Origin of the sequence: Parabacteroides sp. MSK.9.14, from assembly GCF_019041495.1 — a bacterium.
Taxonomy (GTDB): Bacteria; Bacteroidota; Bacteroidia; order Bacteroidales; family Tannerellaceae; genus Parabacteroides; species Parabacteroides merdae.
On sequence record NZ_JAHPXO010000004.1, the window covers coordinates 128,059 to 153,294 of the forward strand.

19 protein-coding genes and 1 pseudogene are annotated in these 25,236 nt (G+C 46.9%); 12 read left to right on the forward strand and 8 right to left on the reverse strand.

All coding sequences use genetic code 11. The annotated features are described in order from the left end of the window. Positions 1-42 precede the first annotated feature (42 nt). From KTG12_RS03735 to leuB, 3 genes are all read left to right on the forward strand, one after another. The gene (locus tag KTG12_RS03735; RefSeq protein ID WP_005634885.1) at positions 43-1,551 is read left to right on the forward strand and encodes an alpha-isopropylmalate synthase regulatory domain-containing protein; all 1,509 of its coding nucleotides are present in this window, start codon (positions 43-45) and stop codon (positions 1,549-1,551) included. A 102-nt stretch (positions 1,552-1,653) separates the two neighbouring features. Continuing rightward, positions 1,654-2,097, forward strand: a complete 444-nt coding sequence (locus tag KTG12_RS03740) for a methylglyoxal synthase (protein WP_005651320.1) — start codon at positions 1,654-1,656, stop codon at positions 2,095-2,097. A 32-nt stretch (positions 2,098-2,129) separates the two neighbouring features. After that, positions 2,130-3,188 (forward strand): 3-isopropylmalate dehydrogenase, encoded by a 1,059-nt coding sequence (gene leuB, locus KTG12_RS03745; RefSeq protein WP_005645830.1) that lies wholly within the window; start codon positions 2,130-2,132, stop codon positions 3,186-3,188. A 73-nt stretch (positions 3,189-3,261) separates the two neighbouring features. Here the strand turns inward: leuB and KTG12_RS03750 are convergent, their stop codons facing one another. After that, the gene (locus KTG12_RS03750; RefSeq protein WP_138272714.1) at positions 3,262-4,089 is read right to left on the reverse strand and encodes a tetratricopeptide repeat protein; all 828 of its coding nucleotides are present in this window, start codon (positions 4,087-4,089) and stop codon (positions 3,262-3,264) included. A 220-nt stretch (positions 4,090-4,309) separates the two neighbouring features. Between KTG12_RS03750 and KTG12_RS03755 the strand changes: the two genes are divergently transcribed. Together KTG12_RS03755 and KTG12_RS03760 are read left to right on the forward strand one after the other, a co-directional pair. After that, positions 4,310-5,092, forward strand: coding sequence for a mechanosensitive ion channel family protein (locus KTG12_RS03755; protein WP_227225832.1), 783 nt, complete (start codon positions 4,310-4,312; stop codon positions 5,090-5,092). A 366-nt stretch (positions 5,093-5,458) separates the two neighbouring features. Continuing rightward, positions 5,459-7,963, forward strand: a complete 2,505-nt coding sequence (locus KTG12_RS03760; RefSeq protein ID WP_155143642.1) for a DUF6383 domain-containing protein — start codon at positions 5,459-5,461, stop codon at positions 7,961-7,963. Between the two features lie 81 nt (positions 7,964-8,044). Here the strand turns inward: KTG12_RS03760 and KTG12_RS03765 are convergent, their stop codons facing one another. After that, entirely contained in the window at positions 8,045-8,875 is an 831-nt protein-coding gene (locus KTG12_RS03765; protein WP_005645833.1) for a hypothetical protein, read from the reverse strand. A 159-nt stretch (positions 8,876-9,034) separates the two neighbouring features. Here KTG12_RS03765 and KTG12_RS03770 point away from each other — a divergent pair, with 159 nt between their 5' ends. Next, complete coding sequence (locus tag KTG12_RS03770; protein ID WP_022321324.1) at positions 9,035-10,468, forward strand: CCA tRNA nucleotidyltransferase; 1,434 nt, start codon at positions 9,035-9,037, stop codon at positions 10,466-10,468. A 28-nt stretch (positions 10,469-10,496) separates the two neighbouring features. Continuing rightward, a complete protein-coding gene (locus KTG12_RS03775) occupies positions 10,497-10,931 on the forward strand; it encodes a DUF6078 family protein (protein WP_005634904.1) in 435 nt (144 codons plus the stop codon). 222 nt (positions 10,932-11,153) lie between these two features. On the opposite strand, the gene KTG12_RS03780 is transcribed toward KTG12_RS03775, so the two are convergent. The 3 genes from KTG12_RS03780 to KTG12_RS03790 all read right to left on the reverse strand — a co-directional run bounded on the left by KTG12_RS03780 (position 11,154) and on the right by KTG12_RS03790 (position 14,971). Next, positions 11,154-11,744: a DapH/DapD/GlmU-related protein gene (locus KTG12_RS03780; RefSeq protein WP_155143644.1), complete on the reverse strand. Its 591-nt coding sequence runs from the start codon at positions 11,742-11,744 to the stop codon at positions 11,154-11,156. Positions 11,745-11,861: 117 nt separating this feature from the next. After that, on the reverse strand, positions 11,862-12,704 hold the full coding sequence (locus KTG12_RS03785; RefSeq protein ID WP_022321326.1) for an AraC family transcriptional regulator: 843 nt from the start codon (positions 12,702-12,704) through the stop codon (positions 11,862-11,864). 50 nt (positions 12,705-12,754) lie between these two features. Further along, positions 12,755-14,971 (reverse strand): bifunctional (p)ppGpp synthetase/guanosine-3',5'-bis(diphosphate) 3'-pyrophosphohydrolase, encoded by a 2,217-nt coding sequence (locus tag KTG12_RS03790; RefSeq protein ID WP_005645838.1) that lies wholly within the window; start codon positions 14,969-14,971, stop codon positions 12,755-12,757. A gap of 174 nt (positions 14,972-15,145) precedes the next feature. Here KTG12_RS03790 and KTG12_RS03795 point away from each other — a divergent pair, with 174 nt between their 5' ends. Further along, the gene (locus KTG12_RS03795) at positions 15,146-16,666 is read left to right on the forward strand and encodes a DUF4301 family protein (RefSeq protein ID WP_022321328.1); all 1,521 of its coding nucleotides are present in this window, start codon (positions 15,146-15,148) and stop codon (positions 16,664-16,666) included. A 61-nt stretch (positions 16,667-16,727) separates the two neighbouring features. On the opposite strand, the gene rplS is transcribed toward KTG12_RS03795, so the two are convergent. From rplS to KTG12_RS03810, 3 genes are all read right to left on the reverse strand, one after another. After that, complete coding sequence (gene rplS, locus KTG12_RS03800; RefSeq protein WP_005634912.1) at positions 16,728-17,075, reverse strand: 50S ribosomal protein L19; 348 nt, start codon at positions 17,073-17,075, stop codon at positions 16,728-16,730. Positions 17,076-17,211: 136 nt separating this feature from the next. Continuing rightward, the gene (locus tag KTG12_RS03805) at positions 17,212-18,447 is read right to left on the reverse strand and encodes an acetylxylan esterase (RefSeq protein WP_155143646.1); all 1,236 of its coding nucleotides are present in this window, start codon (positions 18,445-18,447) and stop codon (positions 17,212-17,214) included. Positions 18,448-18,476: 29 nt separating this feature from the next. Beyond that, positions 18,477-19,232 carry an NIPSNAP family protein gene (locus KTG12_RS03810; protein ID WP_240142603.1) on the reverse strand — a complete coding sequence of 252 codons (756 nt, stop codon included), beginning with the start codon at positions 19,230-19,232 and terminating at the stop codon, positions 18,477-18,479. A gap of 195 nt (positions 19,233-19,427) precedes the next feature. Here KTG12_RS03810 and KTG12_RS03815 point away from each other — a divergent pair, with 195 nt between their 5' ends. From KTG12_RS03815 to KTG12_RS03830, 4 genes and pseudogenes are all read left to right on the forward strand, one after another. Next, the gene (locus KTG12_RS03815; RefSeq protein ID WP_022321332.1) at positions 19,428-22,409 is read left to right on the forward strand and encodes a glycoside hydrolase family 3 N-terminal domain-containing protein; all 2,982 of its coding nucleotides are present in this window, start codon (positions 19,428-19,430) and stop codon (positions 22,407-22,409) included. A gap of 25 nt (positions 22,410-22,434) precedes the next feature. Next, positions 22,435-23,466 carry an aminotransferase class I/II-fold pyridoxal phosphate-dependent enzyme gene (locus tag KTG12_RS03820; RefSeq protein ID WP_155143647.1) on the forward strand — a complete coding sequence of 344 codons (1,032 nt, stop codon included), beginning with the start codon at positions 22,435-22,437 and terminating at the stop codon, positions 23,464-23,466. 589 nt (positions 23,467-24,055) lie between these two features. Next, positions 24,056-24,226 (forward strand): annotated as a pseudogene (locus KTG12_RS03825) (radical SAM protein); the annotation flags it as partial. Positions 24,227-24,311: 85 nt separating this feature from the next. Continuing rightward, entirely contained in the window at positions 24,312-25,169 is an 858-nt protein-coding gene (locus KTG12_RS03830; RefSeq protein WP_022321283.1) for a GyrI-like domain-containing protein, read from the forward strand. Positions 25,170-25,236 lie beyond the last annotated feature (67 nt).

The following is a 25,236-nucleotide window of genomic DNA, read 5'->3' on the forward strand; positions in this document are numbered from 1 at the left end:
GCTTTTGGATCAAGCTAAAAGTAGCGTTATATATGAACAATTATGATAGAAATAATGGATACCACCCTGCGTGACGGGGAACAGACATCGGGAGTTTCTTTTGCGGCGCATGAGAAGTTGAGCATTGCACAGGCATTGCTTGATCTGGGTGTGAACCGTCTGGAGATCGCATCTGCACGTGTCTCGGACGGTGAGTTTGAAGCCGTGAAGCGCGTCGCTTCCTGGGCGGAACGTACCGGAAACATCCAGAAGCTCGAAGTGCTCGGCTTTGTGGATGGTGATGTTTCGTTAAACTGGATCGAAGCGGCTGGTTGCCGTGTGGTAAACTTGCTTTGCAAGGGCTCTTATAAGCACGTGACGGAACAGCTTCGTAAGACTCCCGAACAGCATTTTGCCGATATACGTTCCGTCATCAACCAGGCAATCGAACGGGGGATTGCCGTGAACATCTATCTGGAAGATTGGTCGAACGGTATTAAAAACTCTCCTGAATATGTCTTTCAAGCAGTCGATTCGCTTCGTGACTTGCCGATCCGGCGTTTCATGTTGCCTGATACGCTTGGCATCCTGAACCCTGGAAATACTTACGAATATTGTAAGGAAATGGTTACACGCTATCCGGACTTGAAGTTCGATTTTCATGCTCATAACGACTATGATCTGGCGGTAGCGAATGTCTATTCTGCTGTCCGTGCCGGTATAAAAGGACTTCATACTACATTGAACGGATTGGGAGAGCGTGCCGGGAATGCCCCGCTTAGCAGTGTGCTTGCCGTGTTGAAAGATCAGTTGGGAGTGGATACGACACTTCGGGAAGAACGGATCAATTATGCCAGCCGATTGGTGGAAACTTTCTCCGGTGTTCATATTCCGCCTAACAAACCGATTATCGGGGAACATGTCTTTACGCAATGTGCCGGTGTCCATGCTGATGGTGACAGCAAAAACAATCTGTATTGCAATGATCTGTTGCCCGAACGTTTCGGCCGTGTCCGCGAATATGCTCTTGGCAAGACTTCCGGTAAGGCGAATATCCGTAAGAACCTTGAAGCACTGGGGATCGATATCGACGAGAACTCTATGCGCAAGGTTACCGAGCGGATTATCGAACTGGGTGATAAAAAAGAAATGGTTACGACGGAGGACCTTCCGTATATCATCAGCGATGTGCTCCATCACGATACGATGGCGGACCAGCGCATCCGTATTCTGAACTATTCGCTGTCTTTGGCACAGGGACTGAAACCGGTTGCCACCTTGAAGATAGAGATTAACGGCGAAGCCTACCAGGAGTCGGCTTCCGGTGATGGACAGTACGATGCTTTCGTTCGTGCCCTGCGGAAGATATATACCGATCTGGGCCGTCCTTTCCCGATGCTGACTAATTATTCCGTTTCTATACCACCCGGCGGACGGACCGATGCCTTTGTGCAGACTATCATTAGTTGGAATTATGCAGGAGTGGACTTTAAAACACGTGGTCTCGATGCAGACCAGACGGAGGCTGCTATCAAGGCGACATTGAAGATGCTGAACAAGATAGAACAATAATGATGTGCCGATGTGCCAATGAAAGAGAATTGCGATGTAGGCTATCGGTATATTAGTACATTGGCAAATTATCACATTGATAAATTATTAATTATTGAAGTTATGAAGAAGTTAACAATCGCGCTTGTTGCGCACGACAACCGGAAGGCTGACATGGTAGAATGGGCTATTCACAATGCTGAATTTCTGTCCCATCATCATATCGTATGTACTGGGACAACCGGAAATCTGGTTCGGAAGGCGATGGAAGAAAAAGGTGTTACGGCAGATATCGCCTGTATGCATTCCGGTCCGCTGGGTGGAGATGCCGAAATTGCAGCAATGGTAGTACGAAAGGAAATAGATCTTGCCGTGTTCTTGATCGACGACTTGAACCCACAGCCGCACGAGGCCGATATCCAGATGTTGCTTCGCCAGTGCCGTGTCCATAACGTGCCTATCGCTTGTAACCGGTATAGTGCCGACTTGATGATCACAAGTACATTGTGGGATGATGAAAGCTATGTCCCAACAGAACCCAAATACGTCTATTTTAAGAGAGAATAGGAAAATTTGCCAACTAATAAATCATTTATGATATGAAATTGAATATAGCTGTACTTCCCGGTGACGGGATCGGTCCTGAAATTGCTGCACAAGGTGTGGAGGTGATGAGTGCCGTTTGTAAGAAATTCGGACATGAAGTCCGTTATGAATATGCTCTTTGCGGGGCCGATGCTATCGACAAGGTGGGAGATCCTTTTCCGGAAGAAACATATGAGATTTGTAAAGGAGCGGATGCCGTTCTTTTCTCTGCTGTAGGTGATCCGAAGTTCGACAACGATCCGACAGCTAAAGTGCGTCCTGAACAGGGATTGCTGGCTATGCGTAAGAAATTGGGCTTGTTTGCGAATATCCGGCCCGTACAAACTTTTAAGTGCCTGTTGCATAAATCACCGCTTCGTGCTGACTTGGTGGATGGTGCGGATTTCTTGTGTATCCGTGAATTGACGGGAGGCATGTATTTCGGGGAGAAATATCAGGATAACGATAAGGCCTACGATACCAATATGTACACACGCCCTGAGATCGAGCGCATCTTGAAAGTCGGTTTCGAATATGCCATGAAACGGAAAAAACATCTGACGGTGGTCGATAAGGCAAATGTCTTGGCTTCTTCGCGTTTGTGGCGCCAGATTGCACAAGAGATGGCCCCTTCTTATCCGGAGGTTCAGACCGACTATATGTATGTCGATAATGCGGCCATGCGTATGATCCAGGAACCCAAATTCTTTGATGTTATGGTAACGGAGAATACGTTTGGTGATATCCTTACTGATGAAGGTTCTTGTATCAGCGGTTCTATGGGCTTGCTCCCTTCTGCTTCGACGGGCGAAAGCACTCCTGTATTTGAACCGATCCACGGTTCGTGGCCGCAGGCTAAAGGATTGAATATCGCCAACCCGTTGGCACAGATTCTTTCGGTAGCTATGCTGTTCGAGTATTTCGGTTGTAAGGCGGAAGGAGCCTTGATCCGCGAGGCTGTGGATGCTTCTTTGGACGCTAATGTTCGTACTCCTGAAATCCAGATGGAAGGCGGTGCGAAGTATGGCACGAAAGAGGTAGGGACATGGATTGTCAATTACATTAACAATTGACAATTACATTAGCAGTTGACAATTGACAATTATTTTGGTTTTCAGCCGATTTTGGTAACGCGAAGCCTAATTGTCAATTGTTCATTGTCAATTTAAGAAGTTCCTTGATAACTTCTTTATTGTATCCCATTGATTCTGCTTTCTTGAAATCGAGGGCTGCCCGCTCCTTTTCGTATTGTGCCAGCTTGATCTTGCCTCTCAACACATAGAGGTTGGCAGTCGGTTCGCTTTCGGTAAAGACTTTTTCTATATCTGCCATTGCCCGTGCATTTTTTCCCATCATAAAATACAAATCCGCCCGTCCTTCGTAGAGGATCCAGTCGCGGGGCATCTCGCTAATCAGGTAATTGAATATCCGTTCGCTCTCGTCGTAGTTCCCACGCATCTTTTCCAAGATGGCATGGCCGAGGCGAGCACGAACCGATTTCTCGTTTACTTCCAGAATTTTGTCGAAATCCTGTTCTGCCCACATATAATTTTGTAACTGTATATAGAGCAGCCCTCGGCAATAAAGCGCCTCCTGATGTTCCGGATTTTCTATTAACAAGGTGTTGTAATCGTTCAAAGCTTTTTCTGTTTCTCCCAATTCTGTATAAAGGGAAGCCCGGTTTTCGAGAATGGTGATGTTCTTTGTATGCCCGCTTAGTGCGGAAGTGTAGGAGATGAGAGCCTTTTGCAGCTTCCCCTGTCGGCGCTGTATGGTTCCGAGGTTCGTAAGCAAGGCATAGTTCAACGGGTTAGCCGGTTCTTTGCGCATGGCCGTTTTCAGGCTCTCTTCCGCGGACACCAAATCGCCTTTATCTACGAAGTCGTAGCTTTTCTCTATTAATTCTTCGTATGATTGTGCAAAGCTGTTTCCTATAAACAGGAACAAACCTATAATAATCAAGAAAGTCCTCATTTTCTATTGTTTATATCTGTTTTCTGAGCGTTTGCAAAACTACATAATAAAATCGGTTCTTTATTCGAATAAAAAAACTTTATACCTTTGCTACAATTTCTAATACTTTTGGAATGAATGATTGTTATGTAATTAGTATGAATTTCCATAAATATAAATAATTATGATTGTAACAGCAATTGACCTTTCACATGGTCTGGAAGGTATTTTGAATTCCCTGATGACGCAAGGGGCGGCGTTGGGATGGACACTTATCAAGGCGTTTTTGGTTTTTATAGTCGGGCGTCTCCTGATTAATTTGGTGAATAAACTGATAAAACGGGTTTTATTGAAACGTGATATCGATCCTTCAGTCAAAACTTTTGTCGGAAGTTTGGTAAATGTTGTCCTGACTATTTTATTGATCATCTCGGTTGTCGGTGCTTTGGGTGTACAAACGACTTCGTTTGCTGCTCTTCTTGCTTCTGCAGGTGTTGCTGTCGGTATGGCTTTGAGCGGTAATCTGGCAAATTTTGCGGGTGGATTGATTATTCTTTTGTTCAAGCCATTCAAAGTCGGTGACTATATTGAAGCGCAAGGTACGGGCGGTACGGTGAAGGAAATCCAGATTTTTCATACGATCTTGGCAACACCTGATAATAAAATGGTGTATATCCCGAACGGTTCGCTCAGCAGTGGTGCGGTTACGAACTTTAGCCGGCAGACTACCCGCCGAGTAGATTGGACATTCGGTGTCGATTATGGTGAGGATTATGATAAAGTAAAGGCGGTGATCGAAACGATTATTGCCCGTGACTCTCGTATTCTGACTGATCCGGCTCCTTTCATTGCCTTGCATGCGTTGGCAGACAGCAGTGTGAATATTGTTGTCCGTGTATGGGTGGAAAGTCCGAATTATTGGGAAGTTTATTTTGGCATCAATCAAGCGGTTTATGCAACATTTAATGAAAAAGGCATCAACTTCCCGTTCCCGCAACTTACTGTGCATCGGGCTGATAACTGATTTGTCCTAAAAAGAAATGGGTTCGTTCAATAATCGCCCGGTTTTGTAAGGAGTCCTTTTGAAGGATAGGACTTTGGATAAAAAGATTTATCTTTGTCAATCATTATAATAATTAACAAGGACGATATAAGTATAAGATATTAAGAACTTTATTTCATTACTTTAGTATTATTATTTGATTATAAGAGAAAATGATTCCCGGCTCGTCACTTTGGTGGCGAGCCTTTTTTATTATGGCACGGATAATGGCGCTTTTGTACATTATGCCCAGATGTAAGTATCTTTTATAGTAGATTATAATTTTGTGCGACTGAACTTTTCTATCTTTGCCTCTGTTAAAGGATTAAATGATTAAACAATTTGCATATGAATAAAAAATTTACACTTTTGGCTGCGGCCTTAATGACAGTAGGAACTTTTACTGCGGCGAGTGCGGCAAGTGATGATTGGACTGTCGGTAATTATTATTACTTGAAGAGTGGTAATAAATACTTGTCTTTGGATGGTAACAAGGCTGATTCGGTAGTAGTGAAAGAAATCACTTCATTTGAGAATGTGAATAAAGCTGCTCGTGATTCCGCTCTTTGGGAAATTACGGGAATAACAGAAACTGCTGGAACAGTTTATCAATTTAAGAACAAAAAGACAAATGCTGTTTTATCTTTTGCTGCATCTCAAGATGCTAAGCCTACTTTTGCTGCTGGCGTAAGCAAATGGACGTTTACAGATGGAGGCAGTTTAAGTGCTTCACTAAGTGATGGTAAAAAAATGACATTGGCTTTAGGTGCTAATGATGGCATTGTTTTTACTGGAGGAAGTGAGCTGAAGTTGGCTGTAACTAAGCCTGACACAATGACCATGACCCCGCAGGATCTCGGCGATGGTTTCAGTACTTTTCAGTTGACATTTGGTGATAAATATGAAGGGAATATCTTTACAGGTGAAGATTTGATTGCTAATTCTGTTGGAGATAAAGGTTTTATGACTTTACAGGTGAAAGGTGATGAAGCATATTCAAATGGTGTAAAGAAGTTTTTAGGTGTTGATACACTCAAAACGACAATCAATAATCAAGAGGATGTATTTGGTGCAGGGTTTGCATTAGATTCAATTCGTAAAGTTTTGCGTCCTAATGAGCTTTGCAAGCACTTTAAGTTTGTTGTCAATTTGCAGAATGATTCTATTGCAATGTTTGTTGCAGGAGCTCCTGATTTTGATGATAATTTAGACGTTAATACAGAAGTGGGTGATACGGTTCGCGTTGTTTATGCTCAGGTTGGCAATACCAAGGTTTTAACTGTGTCTAAGTTTGGAGTGGGTGCTCAGCCTTTGCAGGGTAAACTTCCTTTGATTAATGTTTCAAAAGGAACTCCTGTTACAATCCCGACCGGTACAGGTGTTTACTTCTTACAGAAGGTAAGCGAAGGTGCTGATAACGGTAAATATTATGTGACGAAAGATGCCTTTATGGGAGGTGACAGCGTTCCTTCTATGAATTTGGCAAGAGGTCAGTGGTATATTAAAGAAAATAATGGTAAATATTCTGTTGTTGATCGTCAATCAAATTCAAGTATGATCGTAGATCAGGAAGTTTTTGCTGTACAAGGAAAAGAAAACACTTATTTGTTTGGTTCTGACTCCGTGAAAATATTTAAACAAGAGGTTAATCTGAATGATAAGTATTTAGGTTCTCTCTATTTTACGGAAGAAGAATTGAACGCTAACGGTTATGTACTGAACTTGGTTTCTGGAACAACAGGAGTAAGTAATATTTATGCATATACTACAGATTCTATCTTGAAAGGTAAAGTCGGTGATGCAAAAGATGCAGCAATCTTTAAGTTGGTAGTGGATAAAGTTGAAGAAGCTGGTGGTGCAAAGAGTTTGTTAGATACCTTGTTTGTCACTTCATATAAGTTAAGAGCAATGTTTAATAAAGATATGCTCGCAAAACAGAATGATAGTCTGAAGTTCTCATCTGTTGGAACTGCTGAATCTTTTAGATTTATTTCTGATGCTACTGCTGAAAAGTATGCTATGTTGTCTTCTACTAATCAGTATGTAGGTATGAATGTCAATACTTCTTGTGTACAGTTGTCAGAGAAAGCAGCTTACGTAAACCTTGAAGCCGTTGACGCCCCCGAATATGCTTCATTTGCAAGTGCTCACAAGCGTTTGGCTTATAACAACAATGCTTTGGCGATGAATCCGCTGAACTTCTTTGCTGAAATGAAAGATGAAGGTAATCCGATTACAAAAGCAAATTATGAAGCAGATTATTTTAGTTTGTGGGTTGAACAAGATACAGTCATTGCTGGTAAACAATTGTATTTTATTTCTTCCGGTGTCGCTAATGGTGGCAAAGCCGAAGCCAATATTCGCTATTACTTAGCTGCCAAAGATACAACAAGAGCAGGTATCGATGCCGATACTTATGCAATGTTCATCTCTCACGACTCGATTAAGACAATGAAGAACAACCCTGCTCTCTTCGCATTCAAGACTGCAGAAGAAGGCGGTTATTATCTGGAAAATCAGAAAGAGTTGAATGAGAATGGTAAGCCTTATGTAGGTGTTGTGAACGGTTTTGCCGTTATGCAGACCACTCCGAGTGCAGCATTCGAAGTACAAACTGCTTCCGCTCCGACAGCCAACGAAGAGATGAACGTCTCCGAGATCAAGGTGATCAGCAATGACGGTCAGGTTATCGTGACGAATGCTTCCGGTAAGATGATCACTTTATCTAATATCTTAGGACAGACAATCGGTGTTCGCAGAGCAAATTCTGAATACTTCTCAATGCCAGCAACATCCGGCATTGTATTGGTAACAGTCGAAGGTGACGCCACTTACAAAGTGATTGTAAAATAAGGACGATGATCTTATAAAAAAAGAAAGGCGGCCTCCTGCAAAGGGAGCCGCCTTTCTTTTTAGTAATTTTTGGAGATGTTTTTATTTCTCACCTGAAAGCTTCTTTTCCAGATAAGCCAACTTCTTAGTGGCCTTTTCCTTCTCTTTCGTCAGCTTTTCGATGTCGCTTAATACGACAGCCAGTTCATAGGTCGAGGCGATTGCTTTCTTATCCGCATCGGCAATGTAGAGGATATAAGGCTTGCCTCCCGTATATTCAACCTTGATGCGCTTCTCTTTATTGGCAAAAATGAACTTGACGGCATCTTCGCATTTTTCTCCTTGATAGGTCACGACTTCGGTCGTATTCCCTAAGTCCTTGAAATGGTAGTTCAGGCCGCCGTCGTAAGGAATGGCAGGCGTTTCGGCGAAAAGGCCGTCCTGGATACTCAACTTGATGCCGGTATGATTGATTGGCTTGCCTCCGAAATAAACACTTGCCAGGTACATCTCTCCTTTCTCGTTTACGCCAGAACGGATGTAACAACGCTGGATGTTGCGTTCGATAGTCTGTTGCTTGGAGACATAATTGCCGATTTCGTTATAGGCGGAATCCTTTTCGAAGTTAAAACCTTTCTTCAATCCTTCCAATTCCTGTTGCTTGACAGGGATCAGGCTGTCGCAAAAGGCCAAGTTGCGTTCCGCCTCCTTTTGCTCCACTTGGCGCATTAGTGTCAGACCTTCCCGGATCACCTTGAACTCTTTCGGGTATAGGATGCGGATGCTGTCGATTTCATTTTTGGCAGCAAAGAACTCATTCTGTTCATACATGCTTCTGGCATTGTCCAGCCTTGCCTGTGCATTCTTCTCGTCATTGTTACAACCGGCCAGTGCCAGGGTTGCAAGTGTTATACAGATTGCTGACTTTTTCATTATGATACTTCTTTAATTGTCTACTACTTTTATTCCCTGCAAAGATATTGGAAAAAGAGAGAATTAGCATCCCCGCAAGAATTTAATTATCTTTGCGTGTCTGTTACTTTTGGATCAAGCCAAAAGTAACAGATAAATTTGTTGATAAACAATATATATATGTATATAGAACAAGAAGACATATTAAAACATATTTCGGCGAAACCGTTTCATTTGATTTCGGAGGCGGCGGATGAATTGGGAGTTGAAGCATATGTGATAGGCGGTTATGTGCGGGATATCTTTCTGCATCGTCCTTCCAAAGATATCGATGTCGTTGCCGTCGGGAGCGGAATCGAGCTGGCGAAAGCTGTTGCCCGGAAATTGGGACGGGGAGCTTATCTGTCCGTCTTCAAGAACTTCGGTACGGCACAGGTGAAAGCCGGCGATCTGGAACTGGAGTTTGTCGGCGCCCGCAAGGAATCCTACACGCATGACAGCCGCAAGCCGATTGTCGAAGACGGGACGCTCGAAGACGACCAAAACCGCCGTGACTTTACGATCAACGCTCTGGCGCTTTGCCTGAATAAGGACCGGTATGGTGAACTGGTCGATCCTTTCGATGGCTTGACCGATATGGATAATTTGCTGATCCGTACGCCTCTCGATCCGGATATTACGTTTAGCGACGATCCGTTGCGCATGATGCGTGCCGTCCGCTTTGCCAGCCAGTTGGGATTCTTTATCGATCCCGACACTTTCGATGCGATCGAACGGAACAAGGAGCGCATCTCGATCATCTCGAAAGAGCGTATCGTGGATGAGTTGAATAAGATCGTCCTTTCGCCGAAACCTTCTGTCGGCTTCGACCTGCTGGAACGTTGCGGATTGCTGCCGCTGATTTTCCCCGAACTCTGTGCCCTGAAAGGAGTGGAGACGAAGGAAGGGATCGGGCATAAGGATAACTTCGCCCATACCTTGATGGTGCTCGACCGCCTGAGCAAGACCTCTGATAACCTGTGGTTGCGCTGGAGTGCCCTTTTTCATGATATAGCCAAGCCGGCGACGAAGCGTTTCGACCCGCGCCTGGGCTGGACGTTCCACAATCATAATTTCATTGGTGAGAAGATGATTCCCGGTATCTTCCGCAAGATGAAGCTGCCGATGAACGAGAAGATGAAATATGTCCAGAAGATGGTCAGCCTGCACATGCGCCCGATCGCCTTGTCGGATGATGAGGTGACCGATTCCGCTATACGTCGCTTGCTGTTTGATGCGGGCGACGATATAGACGACTTGATGAAACTTTGCGAAGCCGATATCACGAGCAAGAATCCCGAAAAGGTACGTCGTTTCCTAGCCAATTTCCAGAAGGTACGCAGCAAGCTCGCCGATATAGAAGAGAAAGACCGTGTCCGCAACTTCCAGCCCCCTGTGACAGGCGAGGAAATTATGGAAACATTCGGACTTCCCCCTTCCCAGCCGGTCGGTGTCCTGAAAGAAGCCATCAAGAACGCGATCCTCGACGGCGTGATCCCGAACGAATACGAAGCGGCCCATGCTTTTATGCTTCAACGGGCGGAGAAGATGGGGTTGAAACCGGTAAAGGAATGATTGAGAATAATTATAAATAGAAGAACAGATGAAGCCTGAATTTAATTACGAATCCGTCCCTTTCGATTTTTCTCATTGCTTTTGCGGGCAGTGTAAAGTGGCTGATAAATGCCTCCGTCATCAAGTTGCCCTTCGGATTCCGGAGAGCAGGTATTCCGTGCCTGTCATAAACCCGAATAATGTTTCGCCGGATGGTGAAAATTGTCGGTATTTCAAAGCTGACCGGATGGCTGTGTACGGATTGGGGATCAGCCGTATGTTTGACGACTTGAATTATCGAAAGGCGATTGCGGTCAGAAGACAGGTATATTATTATTTCGGGCGAAGCATGTTTTACCGGATTCTTCATAAAGAACGCCATGTCACGCCCTCCGAACAGGAGCATATCCGGCAGATATTCGTCAATAACGGAATCGATACCGAACCGGTTTATGATGAATATCAGGAAGAGTATAGTTGGTAAATCCTGAGTTTATATTTTTCTTATGCCAAGGAGAGCGTTTGGGCGTAGGCACGGGAAAATTGTCATATAGGCATGAGAAAACTTTCTTGTGTGCAGGGGAAAGTTTTCTCATGCCGATGAGCATTTTTTCCCATGCCTATGAGAATAAATTCTCATGATGATGAGAAAAAGTTCTCATAGGCTTGAGAACTGTGAGAATCGGGAGCGTTGTCAATCAGTAACTTAATCTAATTTATCGTTTATACCTTTCCCCGTTTCTATCTTCTTGATGAATTTTGCCGGATTGCCGGCTACCACTGTCATGGGAGGCACGTCTTTAGTCACTACGCTACCGGCTCCGACGATAGCTCCGTAGCCGATGCGTACTCCCGGAAGGATGGTTGAATTGATGCCGATCCATGCCTTGTCTTCGATTACGATCGGACGGCCGTAGGTCGCGCTGCGGTTTTCCGGGTCCGGGTCGTGGTTGATGGTGATCAGGTTGACCTTCGGACCAATGAATACATCATCGCCAATCGTGATGCCGCCGCGTCCGAAGAAGGTACAACACTGCTGGATGAAACATCCCTTCCCGATCGTGACAGGCTTACCGTAGTCGATGTAGAGCGGTGGCAGTACCGTTGTGTTCTCTTCGAGGGGTTTACCGAGAATCCGGCTCATATATTCGTGTACCTCTTCCGGAGTGCGGTAACCTGTATTCATTTCCGTAGCGGTTCGGATGGTGGCGAAAATGTCGGTGATCAACGCTTCGTAACCCGGCTCATTGGGCGAAACCATTTCACCCGATAAATCTTTTTCAAAGATAGTCTTCATGTTATTCTTTCTTTATTTCGTTTTCTGATGCAAAGGTAGGCGGGTAGTGGCGTAATGGTTTTGTTGTGTGGTTCAAAATGCTTTGTTGGAAAGTCCACAAATAAAAAGTCCCGCAACCTATGCGAGACTGATTCCCGGCTGTGTATCCTCTGTCGGAGGAATGCCGTACGTTTCTTTATAAATCTTCGAGAAGTGGGAAAGGTTTTTGAATCCTACTTCAAAGCAGATATCCGATACCTTGCGTCCCCCTTTCCGTATCAACTCGCGGGCGGCTTCGAGACGACGGCGTATCAACCATTCCCGCGGGGAAAGCGTACTGCACTTTTTAAAGTCCCGCTTCAACGTGGATAGGCTGCGGCCGGTATAATTGGCGATCTCTTCCATCGATATATCGTTCATGTAATTACTTTCGAGGAATTCCAGTATGTCGATTTTCCACGGGTCCGTAAAGTCGAAGATAGAAGCATACAGGTTCTTGCTCGTATTAAGCAACACATATATACCTTCGATCATTTTCAGTTGCAATAACTCCTCTGTCGGCTGGATGTTCGAATCGAAGTAAGGTGTCATGGATTCGAACAGACTTACGATATCGGGGCGGTTGGACGGCAGCTTGTACAAGCTTATTTCATCTCGCTTGGCATCTTTGGGTATTGCATCCCGGTCCAGACGATTGTAAAAACCACGCAAGAATTTGGAGGTAAACATCAGGAATATGGCTTTGAACTGTTCCCCGTTCCATGCCTGCTTGGTCATTTGTACACTGAAGTCCTTGCGGATAAAGGCGCAATCACCTTTATGCAGCCGGGTGGTTTTTTCTCTTTCATCAATGACCATTTCACCGGAGTACATGTAAACTAACACATGGGAATGGTTCCGATGTAAGCAACTTTTTCCTCCGTCGAAGTACATGGCCAGGAAAAAATCCGAATAGCGCAGTGTGTTGATTCCGTCCGTCATATTTTCTATTGGGCTATGAATGCAATTTCGTTTGCAACGGATAACTCGTTTCAGGAGTTTAACCTTTCGACCGTCTTTACCCCCTTCACAGCATTGATCTTCTTGGTCAGCATGTTTAACGCCGTCGTGTCGCGCACCATAACCGTGAAGTTCCCCTGGAAGATCCCGTCCACCGAGTCGATGTTCAGGGAGCGGAGCGTGACGCCCGTTTCCTTGCTGATGACGGAAGTGATGTTGGTGACAATCGCGATGTCGTCACGGCCGATGACCCGGAGCGTGACGATATATCCGTTGTCCCCCTTACCGCTCCATTTGGCCTGGATGATGCGGTAACCGAAACGGCTGAACATTTCCTGTGCGTTCGGGCAGTCCATCCGGTGGATCTTGATGCCTTGCGTGGAGACGAAACCGAACACCTCGTCGCCATAGATCGGGTTGCAGCACTTCGCCAACTTATACTCGATGCCCGTCAGGTTCTTGTCAATCACCAGGACATCCTTGTTGGTCGAGATTTCTTCTACTTCGGTTGTCGTGATGTATTCTTCGGCGCTGCGGACTTCGGTGTGGTCGTTCGTTTCCGTTTCCCGGCGGAGCTGTTCCAGGTATTCGTCGATCACTTGGTTCGGGTCGAGGCGTTCTTCGGCAATCTCGACGTAAAAGTCGGTGACAGTCTTGAAACCTTTCTTCTTGATGTAACGCATCAGGATCGGTTCCTCCATCTCGATCTTCCGGTTCTTGAAGCGGCGTTGCAGCATCTCTTTGGCAAAGTCCACCGCCTTGGCAGTCTCTTCGCGGAGTGCCTGTTTGATCTTGACCCGCGCTTTCGAGGTGACGACGATGTTCAGCCAGTCACGTTTGGGTGTCTGGGTGGGAGCGGTGACGATGGAGACCGTGTCGCCGTTGTTCAAGGTATATTTAATAGGTACATTCTTCTCGTTCACCTTTGCCGAGACACATTTGCATCCTAACTTGGTATGGATCGCGAAAGCAAAGTCGAGCACGGTCGCCCCTTTGGCCAGCTTGATCAGTTCGCCTGTCGGGGTGAAGACATAGATCTCGTCTTTGTACAAGTCCATCTTGAAATCCTGCATCAGGTCGAGCGGGTTGTTCTCTTTCGTTTCCAGGGCGGCACGGACAGTGTTCAGGAATTCGTCCAGCCCGCTTTCCGCCTTTCCTCCTTTATATTTCCAGTGAGCGGCCAGTCCCCGTTCGGCAATTTCGTCCATGCGGCGGGTACGGATCTGCACTTCCACCCATTTGTTCTGTGGTCCCATCACGGTGATATGCAGACTTTCGTAACCGTTCGTTTTCGGGATAGATATCCAGTCCTTCATGCGTTTCGGGTTCGGCTGGTACATATCGGTGATGATCGAGTAGACTTGCCAGCAGTCCGAACGCTCCTTCTCATACGGCGTGTCGAGGATGATGCGGATGGCAAACAAGTCGTATATGTCTTCGAACGGGATGTTCTGTTTCTTCAGCTTGTTGTTGATGGAGTGGATGGACTTCGTGCGTCCCTTGATGTCGAACTGCAGCCCAGCCTCCTCCAGCTTGCTTTTGATAGGGGTGATGAACTCGGCGATGTAGGCGTCGCGCGAACGTTTCGTCTCGTTTAGCTTCTGCTTGATAAAATCGTATTGCTTGCGGTCGGTATATTTCAGCGACAAGTCTTCCAGTTCGCTTTTGATCGTGTACAAGCCGAGGCGGTGGGCGAGCGGGGCGTATAGATAGGAAACTTCCGTCGCCAGCCGTTTCCGGTCCTCGTCATTCTTCAATTGTTTGCCGAGGCGCATCAGGCAAAGGCGGTCGGCGATCATGATCAGGATCACGCGTACGTCTTCGGCAAACGAGAACAGCAGTTTATGGAAGTTCTCGGAGTCGACAGCCGTATTGCGGGCGTAAAGATCCGAAGTCTTCAGCAGACGGCTGATGATCAGGGTGACATCCGCATCGAATGTAGTCTTCACTTCATCTAAAGTAATGATCTTTTTCATGACCGGACGGTAAAGCAGGAGTGCGATGACCGACGTGCGCTTCAATCCGATCTCTGTGGTGGCGATCAATGCCGTGTCGATATTGCGGAGCAGGCCGTTAATGCCGTTTTTGTCTCGTCCGTAACAATCCAAAGCCACAACCCGCTTCATCAACTCTTTCATTTTACTCAGATCTTCTTTTTTCAGGAAAGAGTACAGATGGCGTAATAATTGCTTGTACTTGGAGAAAAACTGTTTTTTCTCCTCTTCGGTAAAGAACGGTTGTATATCCATAGTCGTCTGTCTTTTTACAGCTTGTTTGTGGGCTGTCCGTAAAACATACCGTAAAAATAAGTTTTTCTCCGAATATCAGTGCAATTCTAATGGTATTTTTATACATTTGCGATATACATAGGCCGGAAGGGCCTTGTAGCGTGTCTGATTATTAACTAATTAAAAAGATATACTATGTTAAACGCAAAAGACTTAGAGTTACTGGCGGCTAAAGGAATCAGCGAAAAGCAGATTGAAGAGCAGTTGGCTTGTTTCGTGAAAGGGTTTCCTTTTCTGGAAATTACAGCTTCGGCGTCGGTCGAGAGAGGGATTATGGTAATCCCGCAGGAGAAGCAGGCTCCTTATATGGATGCCTGGGATGCTTACCTGGCAAAGAATAAGAAGATCGTGAAGTTCGTGCCGGCTTCGGGTGCGGCAAGCCGTATGTTCAAGAATCTGTATGAATTCCTGTCTGCCGACTATAACGAGCCTCAGAATGCGTTTGAGAAGAAGTTTTTTGATGACATCAGGAAGTTTGCCTTCTATGATGCCTTGAACCGGGCTTGCATCGAGAATGAAGCAAAAGATATTCCTGCACTAATCGCTCTCGGACAGTATAAGGCTGTTGTCTCCAACCTGTTGGAGTCGAAAGGACTGAACTACGGACAGCTTCCGAAAGGTCTGTTGCTTTTTCATTCTTATCCGCAGACAGCCCGTACGGCGATGGAAGAACATCTGGCCGAAGGTGCGATGTATGCGAAGAACAATGCCGGCGAAGTGAATATACATTTCACTGTGTCGCCCGAACATAAGGCGTTGTTCGAACAGTTGGTTGCTGCAAAGACGGGAGATTATGAAGAGAAATTCTCTGTCAAATACGATATCTCTTTCAGCGTACAGAAGCCGAGTACCGATACGATTGCTGCCGATATGGAAAACAATCCGTTCCGCGACAAGAACGGTAATCTGTTGTTCCGTCCGGGTGGCCACGGTGCTTTGATCGAAAACCTGAACGATGTAGATGCCGATGTGGTGTTTGTCAAGAACATCGACAATGTGGTTCCGGACAGTTTCAAATGCTCGACCGTTATCTTCAAGAAGGTGATCGCTGGTGTGCTGGTTTCTTTGCAGGAACGCATCTTCAAGTATCTGGAGCTGATCGATAGCGGCAAGTATTCGCACGACCAGGTGGAAGAGATGATTCATTTCTTGCAGGAGGAGTTGTACGTGAAGAATCCGGAAACGAAGTTGTTGGAAGATGCCGAGTTGATCCTTTATATTAAGAGTAAGCTGAACCGCCCGTTGCGTGTCTGCGGTATGGTGAAGAATGTCGGTGAGCCGGGCGGTGGCCCGTTCCTGGCTGTCAACCCGGATGGAACTGTCTCTCTGCAAATTCTCGAAAGCTCGCAGATTGATTTGAAGGATCCCGAAAAGAAAGCGATGTTCGAAAAGGGCACGCACTTCAATCCGGTGGATCTGGTATGCGCGTTGAAGAACTATAAGGGCGAGAAGTTCAACTTGCCGGATTATGTAGATAAGAATACCGGTTTTATCTCTTATAAGAGCAAGGACGGTCGCGAATTGAAAGCATTGGAATTGCCAGGTTTGTGGAATGGTGCGATGAGCGACTGGAATACAATCTTCGTCGAAGTTCCTATCGAGACCTTCAATCCGGTCAAGACGGTAAATGATCTGCTGCGGCAGGAACATCAATAAACAAAAAAGCCGTCCGAAATGAATCGGACGGCTTTTTCGTATGGCAATAGAACCACAGAGATTACACTCTTCTTTCTTTGATTCTTGCTTTCTTACCGGTAAGAGCACGCAGGTAATACAATTTAGCGCGACGTACTTTACCATACTTGTTAACCGTGATGCTTTCGATAAACGGAGATTCGATCGGGAAAATACGTTCTACACCTACGTTTTCAGACATCTTACGCACTGTGAAGCGTTTTTTGTCACCATGACCTGAGATGCGGATTACGACACCTCTGTACTGCTGGATACGTTCTTTGTTACCTTCTTTGATACGGTAAGCTACTGTAATAGTGTCACCACTCTTGAATGCAGGAAATTCCTTTTTCGTAGCAAACGCTTCGTTTACAACTTTAATTAAATCCATTGTTTTATAGCTTTTTAATTGTAATTTTTAATGAAACGCAATATAACGGGCTACTTGTCCCGACAGAGATTACGCAAAGCGGATGCAAAGTAACGAAATAATTATTTGATACGCAAGTAGCAGTCTGAAATAAATTTTACTTCAGCCACTTATCGGCAAACTTAATGTAGTTCTCCCAGTCGAAATCCGTCACATCATGCACTCCGGTACGATTGTGGTAGGCGACACGGTTCATGATCGGCATGTTGACCGTCGGCATCGTGGTCGTTTCCAGTCCTTTCATTCCGTAGAGCTTATAGACTTCTCCGGCGTATGCGGTTGAAAGAAATTCACCTTTCGGATCGGACCAGCGGTCTTCTTCGGCGCTTGCCACATAAAGGGGGCGGGGAGCGATGAGGGCCAATAGCTCGTGCTGGTCGATCGGCAGTTCACCTTCTTTCTTGTTATACCGGCGGAAGTTCTTGCAGAACCAGTGAGGGAAAGCGTGGTTGATCCGGTTGACAGTTTCACCCACCTGCCGTCTGGATAGGGCTGCTCCGCCACATCCGGATTCGTTGGAGATGACGATTGCAAAACGCGGATCGGTAGCGCCAGCCCAAAGGGAGGTTTTGCCCAAGCGGGAATGTCCCATCAGGATGATTGTGGAGGCATCGACCTGCCAGTCTGTTTCGAGGTAATCCATCACCCGACTGTAACCCCATGCCCAGGCGGCGATTGCTTGTCCGCCGTCTGCCGGAATGTCTCCTTCAGATGGATGACCGAAGAGGGCGAGAATACTTTCCGCATATCTGTCCTTGCTGTCGGGGAAGAAGTCGAAGTAATGGACGGTGGCCAACCCGTAACCGGCGTCGATGATCTTTTCCACCGGCCAGCGCGATGCTTGGTTGCCGCGTGGGCGGTCGGAATATTGCGACGGGATGATGTCCGGGTCCGAAGAAACTGTCTGATTCCCCTGGAAGTTGAAATGCAGGAATACCGGCACTTTTGTTTTGACATGGTTCGGCAGATACATCAGCAGCAGGGCTTTCCGTTCTATACCGTTATGGCTGAATGTTATTTCGATCTGTTTGCGGGTGGCGCTGCCGTTGACCGCACTGTGGTTGTCGTCCAGCTTCTTGTAGGACACATCCACCTTGTCCGCCGGCATCTTTCCGTATACCTGTTCGGTAAAGACGGACAGCAATTCCGGGCGTCTGATCTGTTCCCATTGTTGCACGGTTGTTATTTCCCGGCCGTCGCTAGTCTTTAACAGAGCGGGCAGGGTATAAGGGGGAATTTTGCTTTCGTCGTAATTCGCTTCATCGGCTTCCTGGGCATGTCCCGCTAATAGGCTGCAACTCCAAAGACACAGGAAGAATATGGCTTGTCTCATAACTGTCGTTTTTTTTATTTTTAATTTCCTTATATCTGCGAGTAAGGCAATGGTGAGAGGAGCAGACTGGTGTTTCGGGTGGCTGTATAGGCATATTCCGGCAGGTTCTTGATCCGTTGCCAGTCCGGATGTGCCCGGAATTTGTCCCAGGCGGCATTGCGTGTCGGTTCGTCCTTGTACCAGGTGAGGTACATCACCGCCGGCATGATCGGACCGGCCAGTACCTCTCCGTAGCAAACGGAGTTGATGCCGACCTTGTCGAAGACATCTATTTCATCTTTATTGAACATCGCGACTTTCCGCTGGTTGGCTTCTTCGTTGGGACTGTGATACGTCCTGAGTTCGAACAGCGTCCGGTTCTTGTCCGGCATCAGAAGGGAAGGTACTTTGTCGAAAGCTTCGCACAGGAAACTTTCGAAATTGAAGTAAGCCGGGTTGGGAGCCGTCTTGTCGAAATAAGGCTGTGCCGCTTTCCTGAATACCGTGTCGTCCCAGATGGTCCGTTTCACCTGATGATAAGTCGTGATGTCGGGATAAATGAACAGCAGTAGACGCCGTTCTTTTTCCTCTTTTTTATAAGGGACGAAAGCGCCGGCTTTGATCTTCTTCCGGTTATAGGCAGGGATCAGTGTGTCGCGGAAAAAGCCGTCCAGGCCGTCCGCATCTCCTTCCAGCGTGTAGATTCGCCATTCGTATAGCTGCTTTCCGGATGGAGCGGGTTTTTCGGAGGTTGCGGCTATCCCCTTGATGGCCGGAAGCGTAGCCAACATACCTGTCAGCTTCATAAAGTGCCTTCTTTGCATGGTTCTATAGAATTTAGATTAAAAAATAGTTAGTAAACACTTCAAAGGTAGGAAATATCAGGGTAATTTCCGTACATTTGTTTTGATTTATGATTTATGAATTATGATTTATTAGAAAGACATTGTGATCATTATTTATAAATCATAAATTATAAATCATAAATTTCAACTCTTTCGATGAAGAAAATATATATCTTTTTATTTAGTTGTGTTACCGTTCTTTCCGCTGTCGCACAGACGACGCCGAACCTTTACCGGGCAGTGGACAAGGAGAAAATGAATCACTGGGTGGACTCCGTCTTCGATGCGATGAGTTATGACGAACGTATCGGGCAACTCTTTATGGTCATCGCCAATCCGAAATCCGACACCCGCAATATGCAACGCCTGATGCGTTATGTCAATGAGATAAAGATCGGCGGCATCCTTTTCCATAAAGGTGATCCGGTCACGCAGGCCGAGGTGACGAACCGCCTGCAAAAAGCCTCCCGTGTCCCGATGCTCGTGTCGCTGGACGGCGAATGGGGACTTTCCATGCGCCTCTCCGGTACGACCCGTTTCCCGAAGAACATGATGTTGGGGGCGATTGAGGATAACAGCCTGATAACCGAATACGGCAAGGAAGTCGCCCGGCAGTGCAAGGAGATGGGAATCCATATCAATTTCGCACCCGATATGGATGTCAACAGCAATACCGACAACCCGGTGATCGGCCTCCGCTCCTTCGGCGAGAATCCTGAGGCGGTGGCTGACAAAGGGCTTGCGTATGCCCGTGGGCTGGAAGGGCAGGGCATCCTGTCTGTCGCCAAGCATTTCCCCGGACATGGCGATACCGCCGAAGATTCCCATTATACGCTGCCTGCCGTTCATCATGACCGGGCACGCCTGGACAGTGTGGAGTTGCTGCCTTTCAAACGTTACATCTATGACGGCTATGCCGGCGTGATGACCGGACACCTGTATGTCCCGGCGTTGGACAAGGCACGCAATAAGCCGGTCTCCATGTCCCGTGCCGTCGTCACCGACCTGCTGCAAAAAGAGCTCGGATTCCGAGGGTTGTGCTTTACCGACGCTTTGGCGATGAAAGGCGCTACTACCCGTAAATCCGATAACCCTTCCGTAATGGCGCTATTGGCGGGCAATGACATCCTTTTGGCTCCGACTGCGCCGATTAACGACTTTGCAGCCGTGAAGGAGGCCTTAGAAGAGGGTATTTTGGACAGGGAAGAGATAGAAGCGAAGATCATCAAGATCCTGCAATATAAATACATCGCAGGGCTGAACGACTATCGCCCGGTCGAGACGAAGGGATTGTCCGAACGCCTGAACTCTCCCCATGCCGCATGGTTGGCCGCCAAGTTGAATGAAGAAGCGATCACCCTGCTGAAGAACGAGGGCGATATCATCCCGTTGAAGCAGCTCGATAAGAAAAAGATCGCCGCCCTGTCTATCGGTGACGGGGTAGGGAACGAGTTCCAAAAGATGCTGGGGCGCTACGACTCGGTCGCCTGTTTCAGCATCAGTCGGAATGCGACGGCAGCCCAAGTGCAGAGTGTATATAAGAAATTGGAGAAATACGATGTGGTCATTTGCGGCGTGCATACGGTCCGCATTCCGGAAAGCTCGGCTCTGTGCGAGCTGGCGGCAAAGAAGGAACTGGTCTATGCCTTTTTCACCTTGCCCTATTTTTGTAAAGCATATAAACCTTCCATCCTGAAAGCCAAAGCGGTCGTAATGGCCTACGAGGGCACACCGCTTGCTCAGAAATATGCGGCGCAAGCCATCTTCGGCGGTATTGCGGTTAAAGGAAAGCTGCCGGTTTCCATCCCTACCCTCTACACGGCTGGGACGGGTGTGTTTACCGAAAAGACACGTCTCGGTTATCACGAGCCGGAAGAAGTGGAGGCAAGTCCCGAACGTTTGGACGTGATCGCCTCTATCGTGGAAGACGGTCTGGAACAGAAGGCGTTTCCCGGTTGCCAGGTGCTCGTCGCCAAAGATGGCATGATTATCTATGACAAATCGTTCGGCTATTTCGACTACGATAAGAAACAAGCTGTTGATGAAAACTCCGTCTACGACCTGGCTTCTTCCTCCAAAGCGGCGGGGACCTTGCTGGCTGTAATGAAAGCATACGATGACAAGAAGTTCACGCTGAACAATAAGATATCCGATTTTATACCCGAACTAAAGGATTCGGATAAAAAGAATTTAGCTGTCAAAGACCTCCTCTACCACCAGTCCGGGCTGACGCCGACGATCAATTTCTACCTGAACGCGATCGACAAGGATAGTTATAAAGGCAGCCTGTACAGCAATGCGAAGAACCAGACGCATCCGGTCCGTTTCGACGCCCGGACCTATGTGCGCAACGACTTCTCTTTTCTTCCCAATCTGGTATCTGCCCGGAAAAAGCCGGGCTTTACGACAGAGATCGCCCGCAACATGTATCTGCACGACTCTTTTAAAGACACCATTATCCAGGAGATCAAGGACTCGCGCCTCGGCGTGCGGGGCAAGTACAAATACAGTTGCATCAATTTCATCCTGTTGAAGATGATGGTGGAAAAGCAGATGCGGCAGCCGATGGACCGCCTGCTGCATGGCATGTTCTTCAGCAAGCTCGGAGCTTGGCATACGGCCTACAATCCGTTGCATATCCTCGACACGATGCAGATCGTCCCGACCGAAAACGACCATTTTATCCGTCGGCAACTGCTTCGTGGCTATGTGCATGATGAGGCGGCCGCTTTCCAGGGGGGCGTTTCGGGCAATGCCGGGCTTTTCTCCAACGCCAACGACTTGGCGAAAGTGCTGCAACTCTATCTGAACCAGGGAAGTTACGGAGGTGAACAATACCTATCCAAAGAAACCTGCCGTCTTTTCACCCAAAGTAAAAGTCCGACCTGTCGCCGCGGCTTAGGGTTCGACAAGCCGGTAGCCGGTGGGGGTAAAGCATCTCCTTGCGGCAGCCTGGCTCCCGCCTCCGTTTATGGGCATACCGGTTTTACCGGCACTTGCTTTTGGGTGGACCCGGATAACAACCTGCTGTATATCTTCCTGTCCAACCGTGTGAACCCGACACGGGCTAACAACAAGCTAGGTTCGCTGGATATCCGCACACGTATCCAAGACGCAATCTATAAAGCAATCAAATAATTCATAAATCATAATTCCCCCAAAGATGTTATTCGGACACGGTGACGACCACTATAATTCACAGAAAGAGGTAAAGATAAATTTCAGTTCAAATGTATGGCATGGAGCCGATCTCCGCACACTCAGGGAACACCTGAACGAGCAGTTTTATGAACTCACGCGTTATCCGGAACCGGATGCTTCTTCCCTGAAAAGATTGCTTGCCCGCTGCTATGAGGTGGAAGAGGAGAATATAGTGGTTACGAACGGTTCCATCACGGCATTCTATCTGCTGGCGCAAACCTGGAAAGGGGCGAAATCCGCTATTGCCGTTCCCTCTTTTGCGGAGTATGAAGACGCTTGCCGCCTGCACGGGCATGAAGTCAGTTTCTTTCCGACCTCGTGCAACCTGTCCGGCCTCTCGCTGGAAGGACAGGATTTCTGCTGGATCTGTAACCCGAATAATCCGGACGGCAGACTGATCCGCCGGGCCGAACTGCTGGCATTGATCGAGGCGAACCGGCAGACCGTCTTTATCATCGACCAGGCATACGTCGCTTTCACGACGGAAAGGTTGCTGGAACCTTCGGATGTCTGCAACCATCCGAACCTGATCCTGATACAATCTATTTCGAAAGCGCATAATATACCGGGACTCCGTATCGGCTACCTGATTGCTTCTCCGGATAAGGTCGAGCAGATAAACCGGTACATCATTCCCTGGTCTGTCAATGCAATTGCTGTGGAAGCCGGTAAATACATCTTGACGCATCCAGAGCAATATATCCTGCCCATCTGTGAATGGCAACGCGAGACAGCCAGCCTGATCGACCGGCTGAATGAACTGGGCGACTTGGAAGCATTACCGACATCCGTAACTTTCTTCTTGGTCCGCCTGAAAAAAGGGACGGCTGCTGGGTTGAAACAGTATCTGTGGGATCGTCATGGTCTGCTGATCCGCGACGCCTCTAATTTCCGCAGCCTGGATGAAACCTATATCCGTATATCGGCACAGACAGCAGCCGAGAACCAAGTACTCGTTGATGCGATACGGGAATGGCTTTCCATCTTGCCTTGATATCGGCTTGCCTTTCACCTTGATGTTATTTCGAGGGATTGTTTCTCGTTCATGAAGATGCCTGAAATATTTGTAAGCTGACAAGATTGGAAAAGTTAGCAGGTAGGAGGAACATTACCTTTGCGAAGTAAAAACAGAAAAATAACATGCAAAAACGGCAGTAAAATAGGTGAAACCGGGCGGTTTTTATTGTCCGGCACGGTACTTTAGTTGCCGGACACCCCCATGTTGCCATCCTTAACACCCGGATGTACCGGCTCTCTACACCCGGATGTAAAGGATGGCAACATGGGGGTGTTTACGGATTTATGTACTTGTCTTTGCTAAAAAAAGAGATAGCTTTTGTGGAATGAAGAACCGTATTCCGCCAATTTAATACCTGTTATATTCGTTTTTACATTTGTTTATTCGATTATTTTATATGCTTTTTCAAAAGTGATAGAAGGCAATGTGTTGGTTTTCAATTGTATGACAAAAACGTCCTGTTTCAGAAGTGATAGAGAAGTGATAGAGGAAAACGTCCTGTATCACTGCCTCTGACGCTTGAATATGAATAGCTATAACCTTTGTAGTGATAGAGTGATAGAGGATTTCTTTGCTGAAGATCATGCTGATAAATTACTGCATGTTCGATTGCGCCTACTGCATCAATCGCCGCAGCAACGATATTCCCCGTGCCACATTGACGGTGACGGAACTGGTGAACCTCACGGTCGAGTTTTACCACCGTAACTATATCGAAGGGCTTTTCCTGAGTTCCCGGAAAATATGGATAAGTCAGCAAGATTGGAAAAGTTATCAGGCGGAAAGGAGGGTACCTTTGCGAAGTAAAACAGAAAAAGAACATGCAACAACGAACAACGACAAGAGAAGAGTATCTGAAACGGGTGAACCTGGTGATTGAGTATATCAATAATCATTTGGGGGATGATATAGACCTGAACCAACTGGCTGAAATGTCGCATTTGTCCCCGTACCATTTTCATCGGGTGATGAGTGCGTTTTTAGGAGAGCCGTTGGGAGCGTTCATCGTGCGGAAACGGATTGAGACTGCAGCTCATCTGCTTCGCTACACGGATATATCTGTCGGGGATATCGCTTACCGTATCGGGTATGGTGCACCTTCTTCGTTGTCGAAGGCTTTCAGGCAGTTCTATTCTATTTCACCTAACGAATATAGAAACAATAAAGAGTACACGATTATGAGACCAGAAAAGATATGGCCCGACTTGCAGTTGGAGGCTGAAATAAGGGAAATCCCTGTTCGTAATGTGATTTATATCCGTCTGACGGGAGATTATCGCCTGAATGATTATGGCGGAACTTGGATGCGGTTGTATGCGTTTGCCCACGAGCATAACCTGCCGACCCAAGATCCTTGTCCGCTTTGCATCTACCACGACGATCCGAAGGTAACATCAGAAGATAAATTGCGTACGGATGTTTGCATGGTCATGCCTGAACCTGTTCTGCCGAAAGGCGAAGTTGGTGCCAAGCAGATTCCGACCGGTCGCTATGCATCCTTTATTTATAAGGGATCATATGAATATCTGCAAGCCGTTTACGATACGATCTATGCAAAGAAATTGCCAGAGATGGGCTGTACACTCCGTGACGAGCCGAGTTATGAACGCTATCTGAACGACCCACGCAATACGAAGCCTGAAAACCTGCTGACAGAAATCTGTATTCCGGTACAGTGATCCTTTCAAGAAGGTAGGATTACTTTTCTTTTGGGAGCGAAGAAATAGTAAAAGATTATTCTTACTT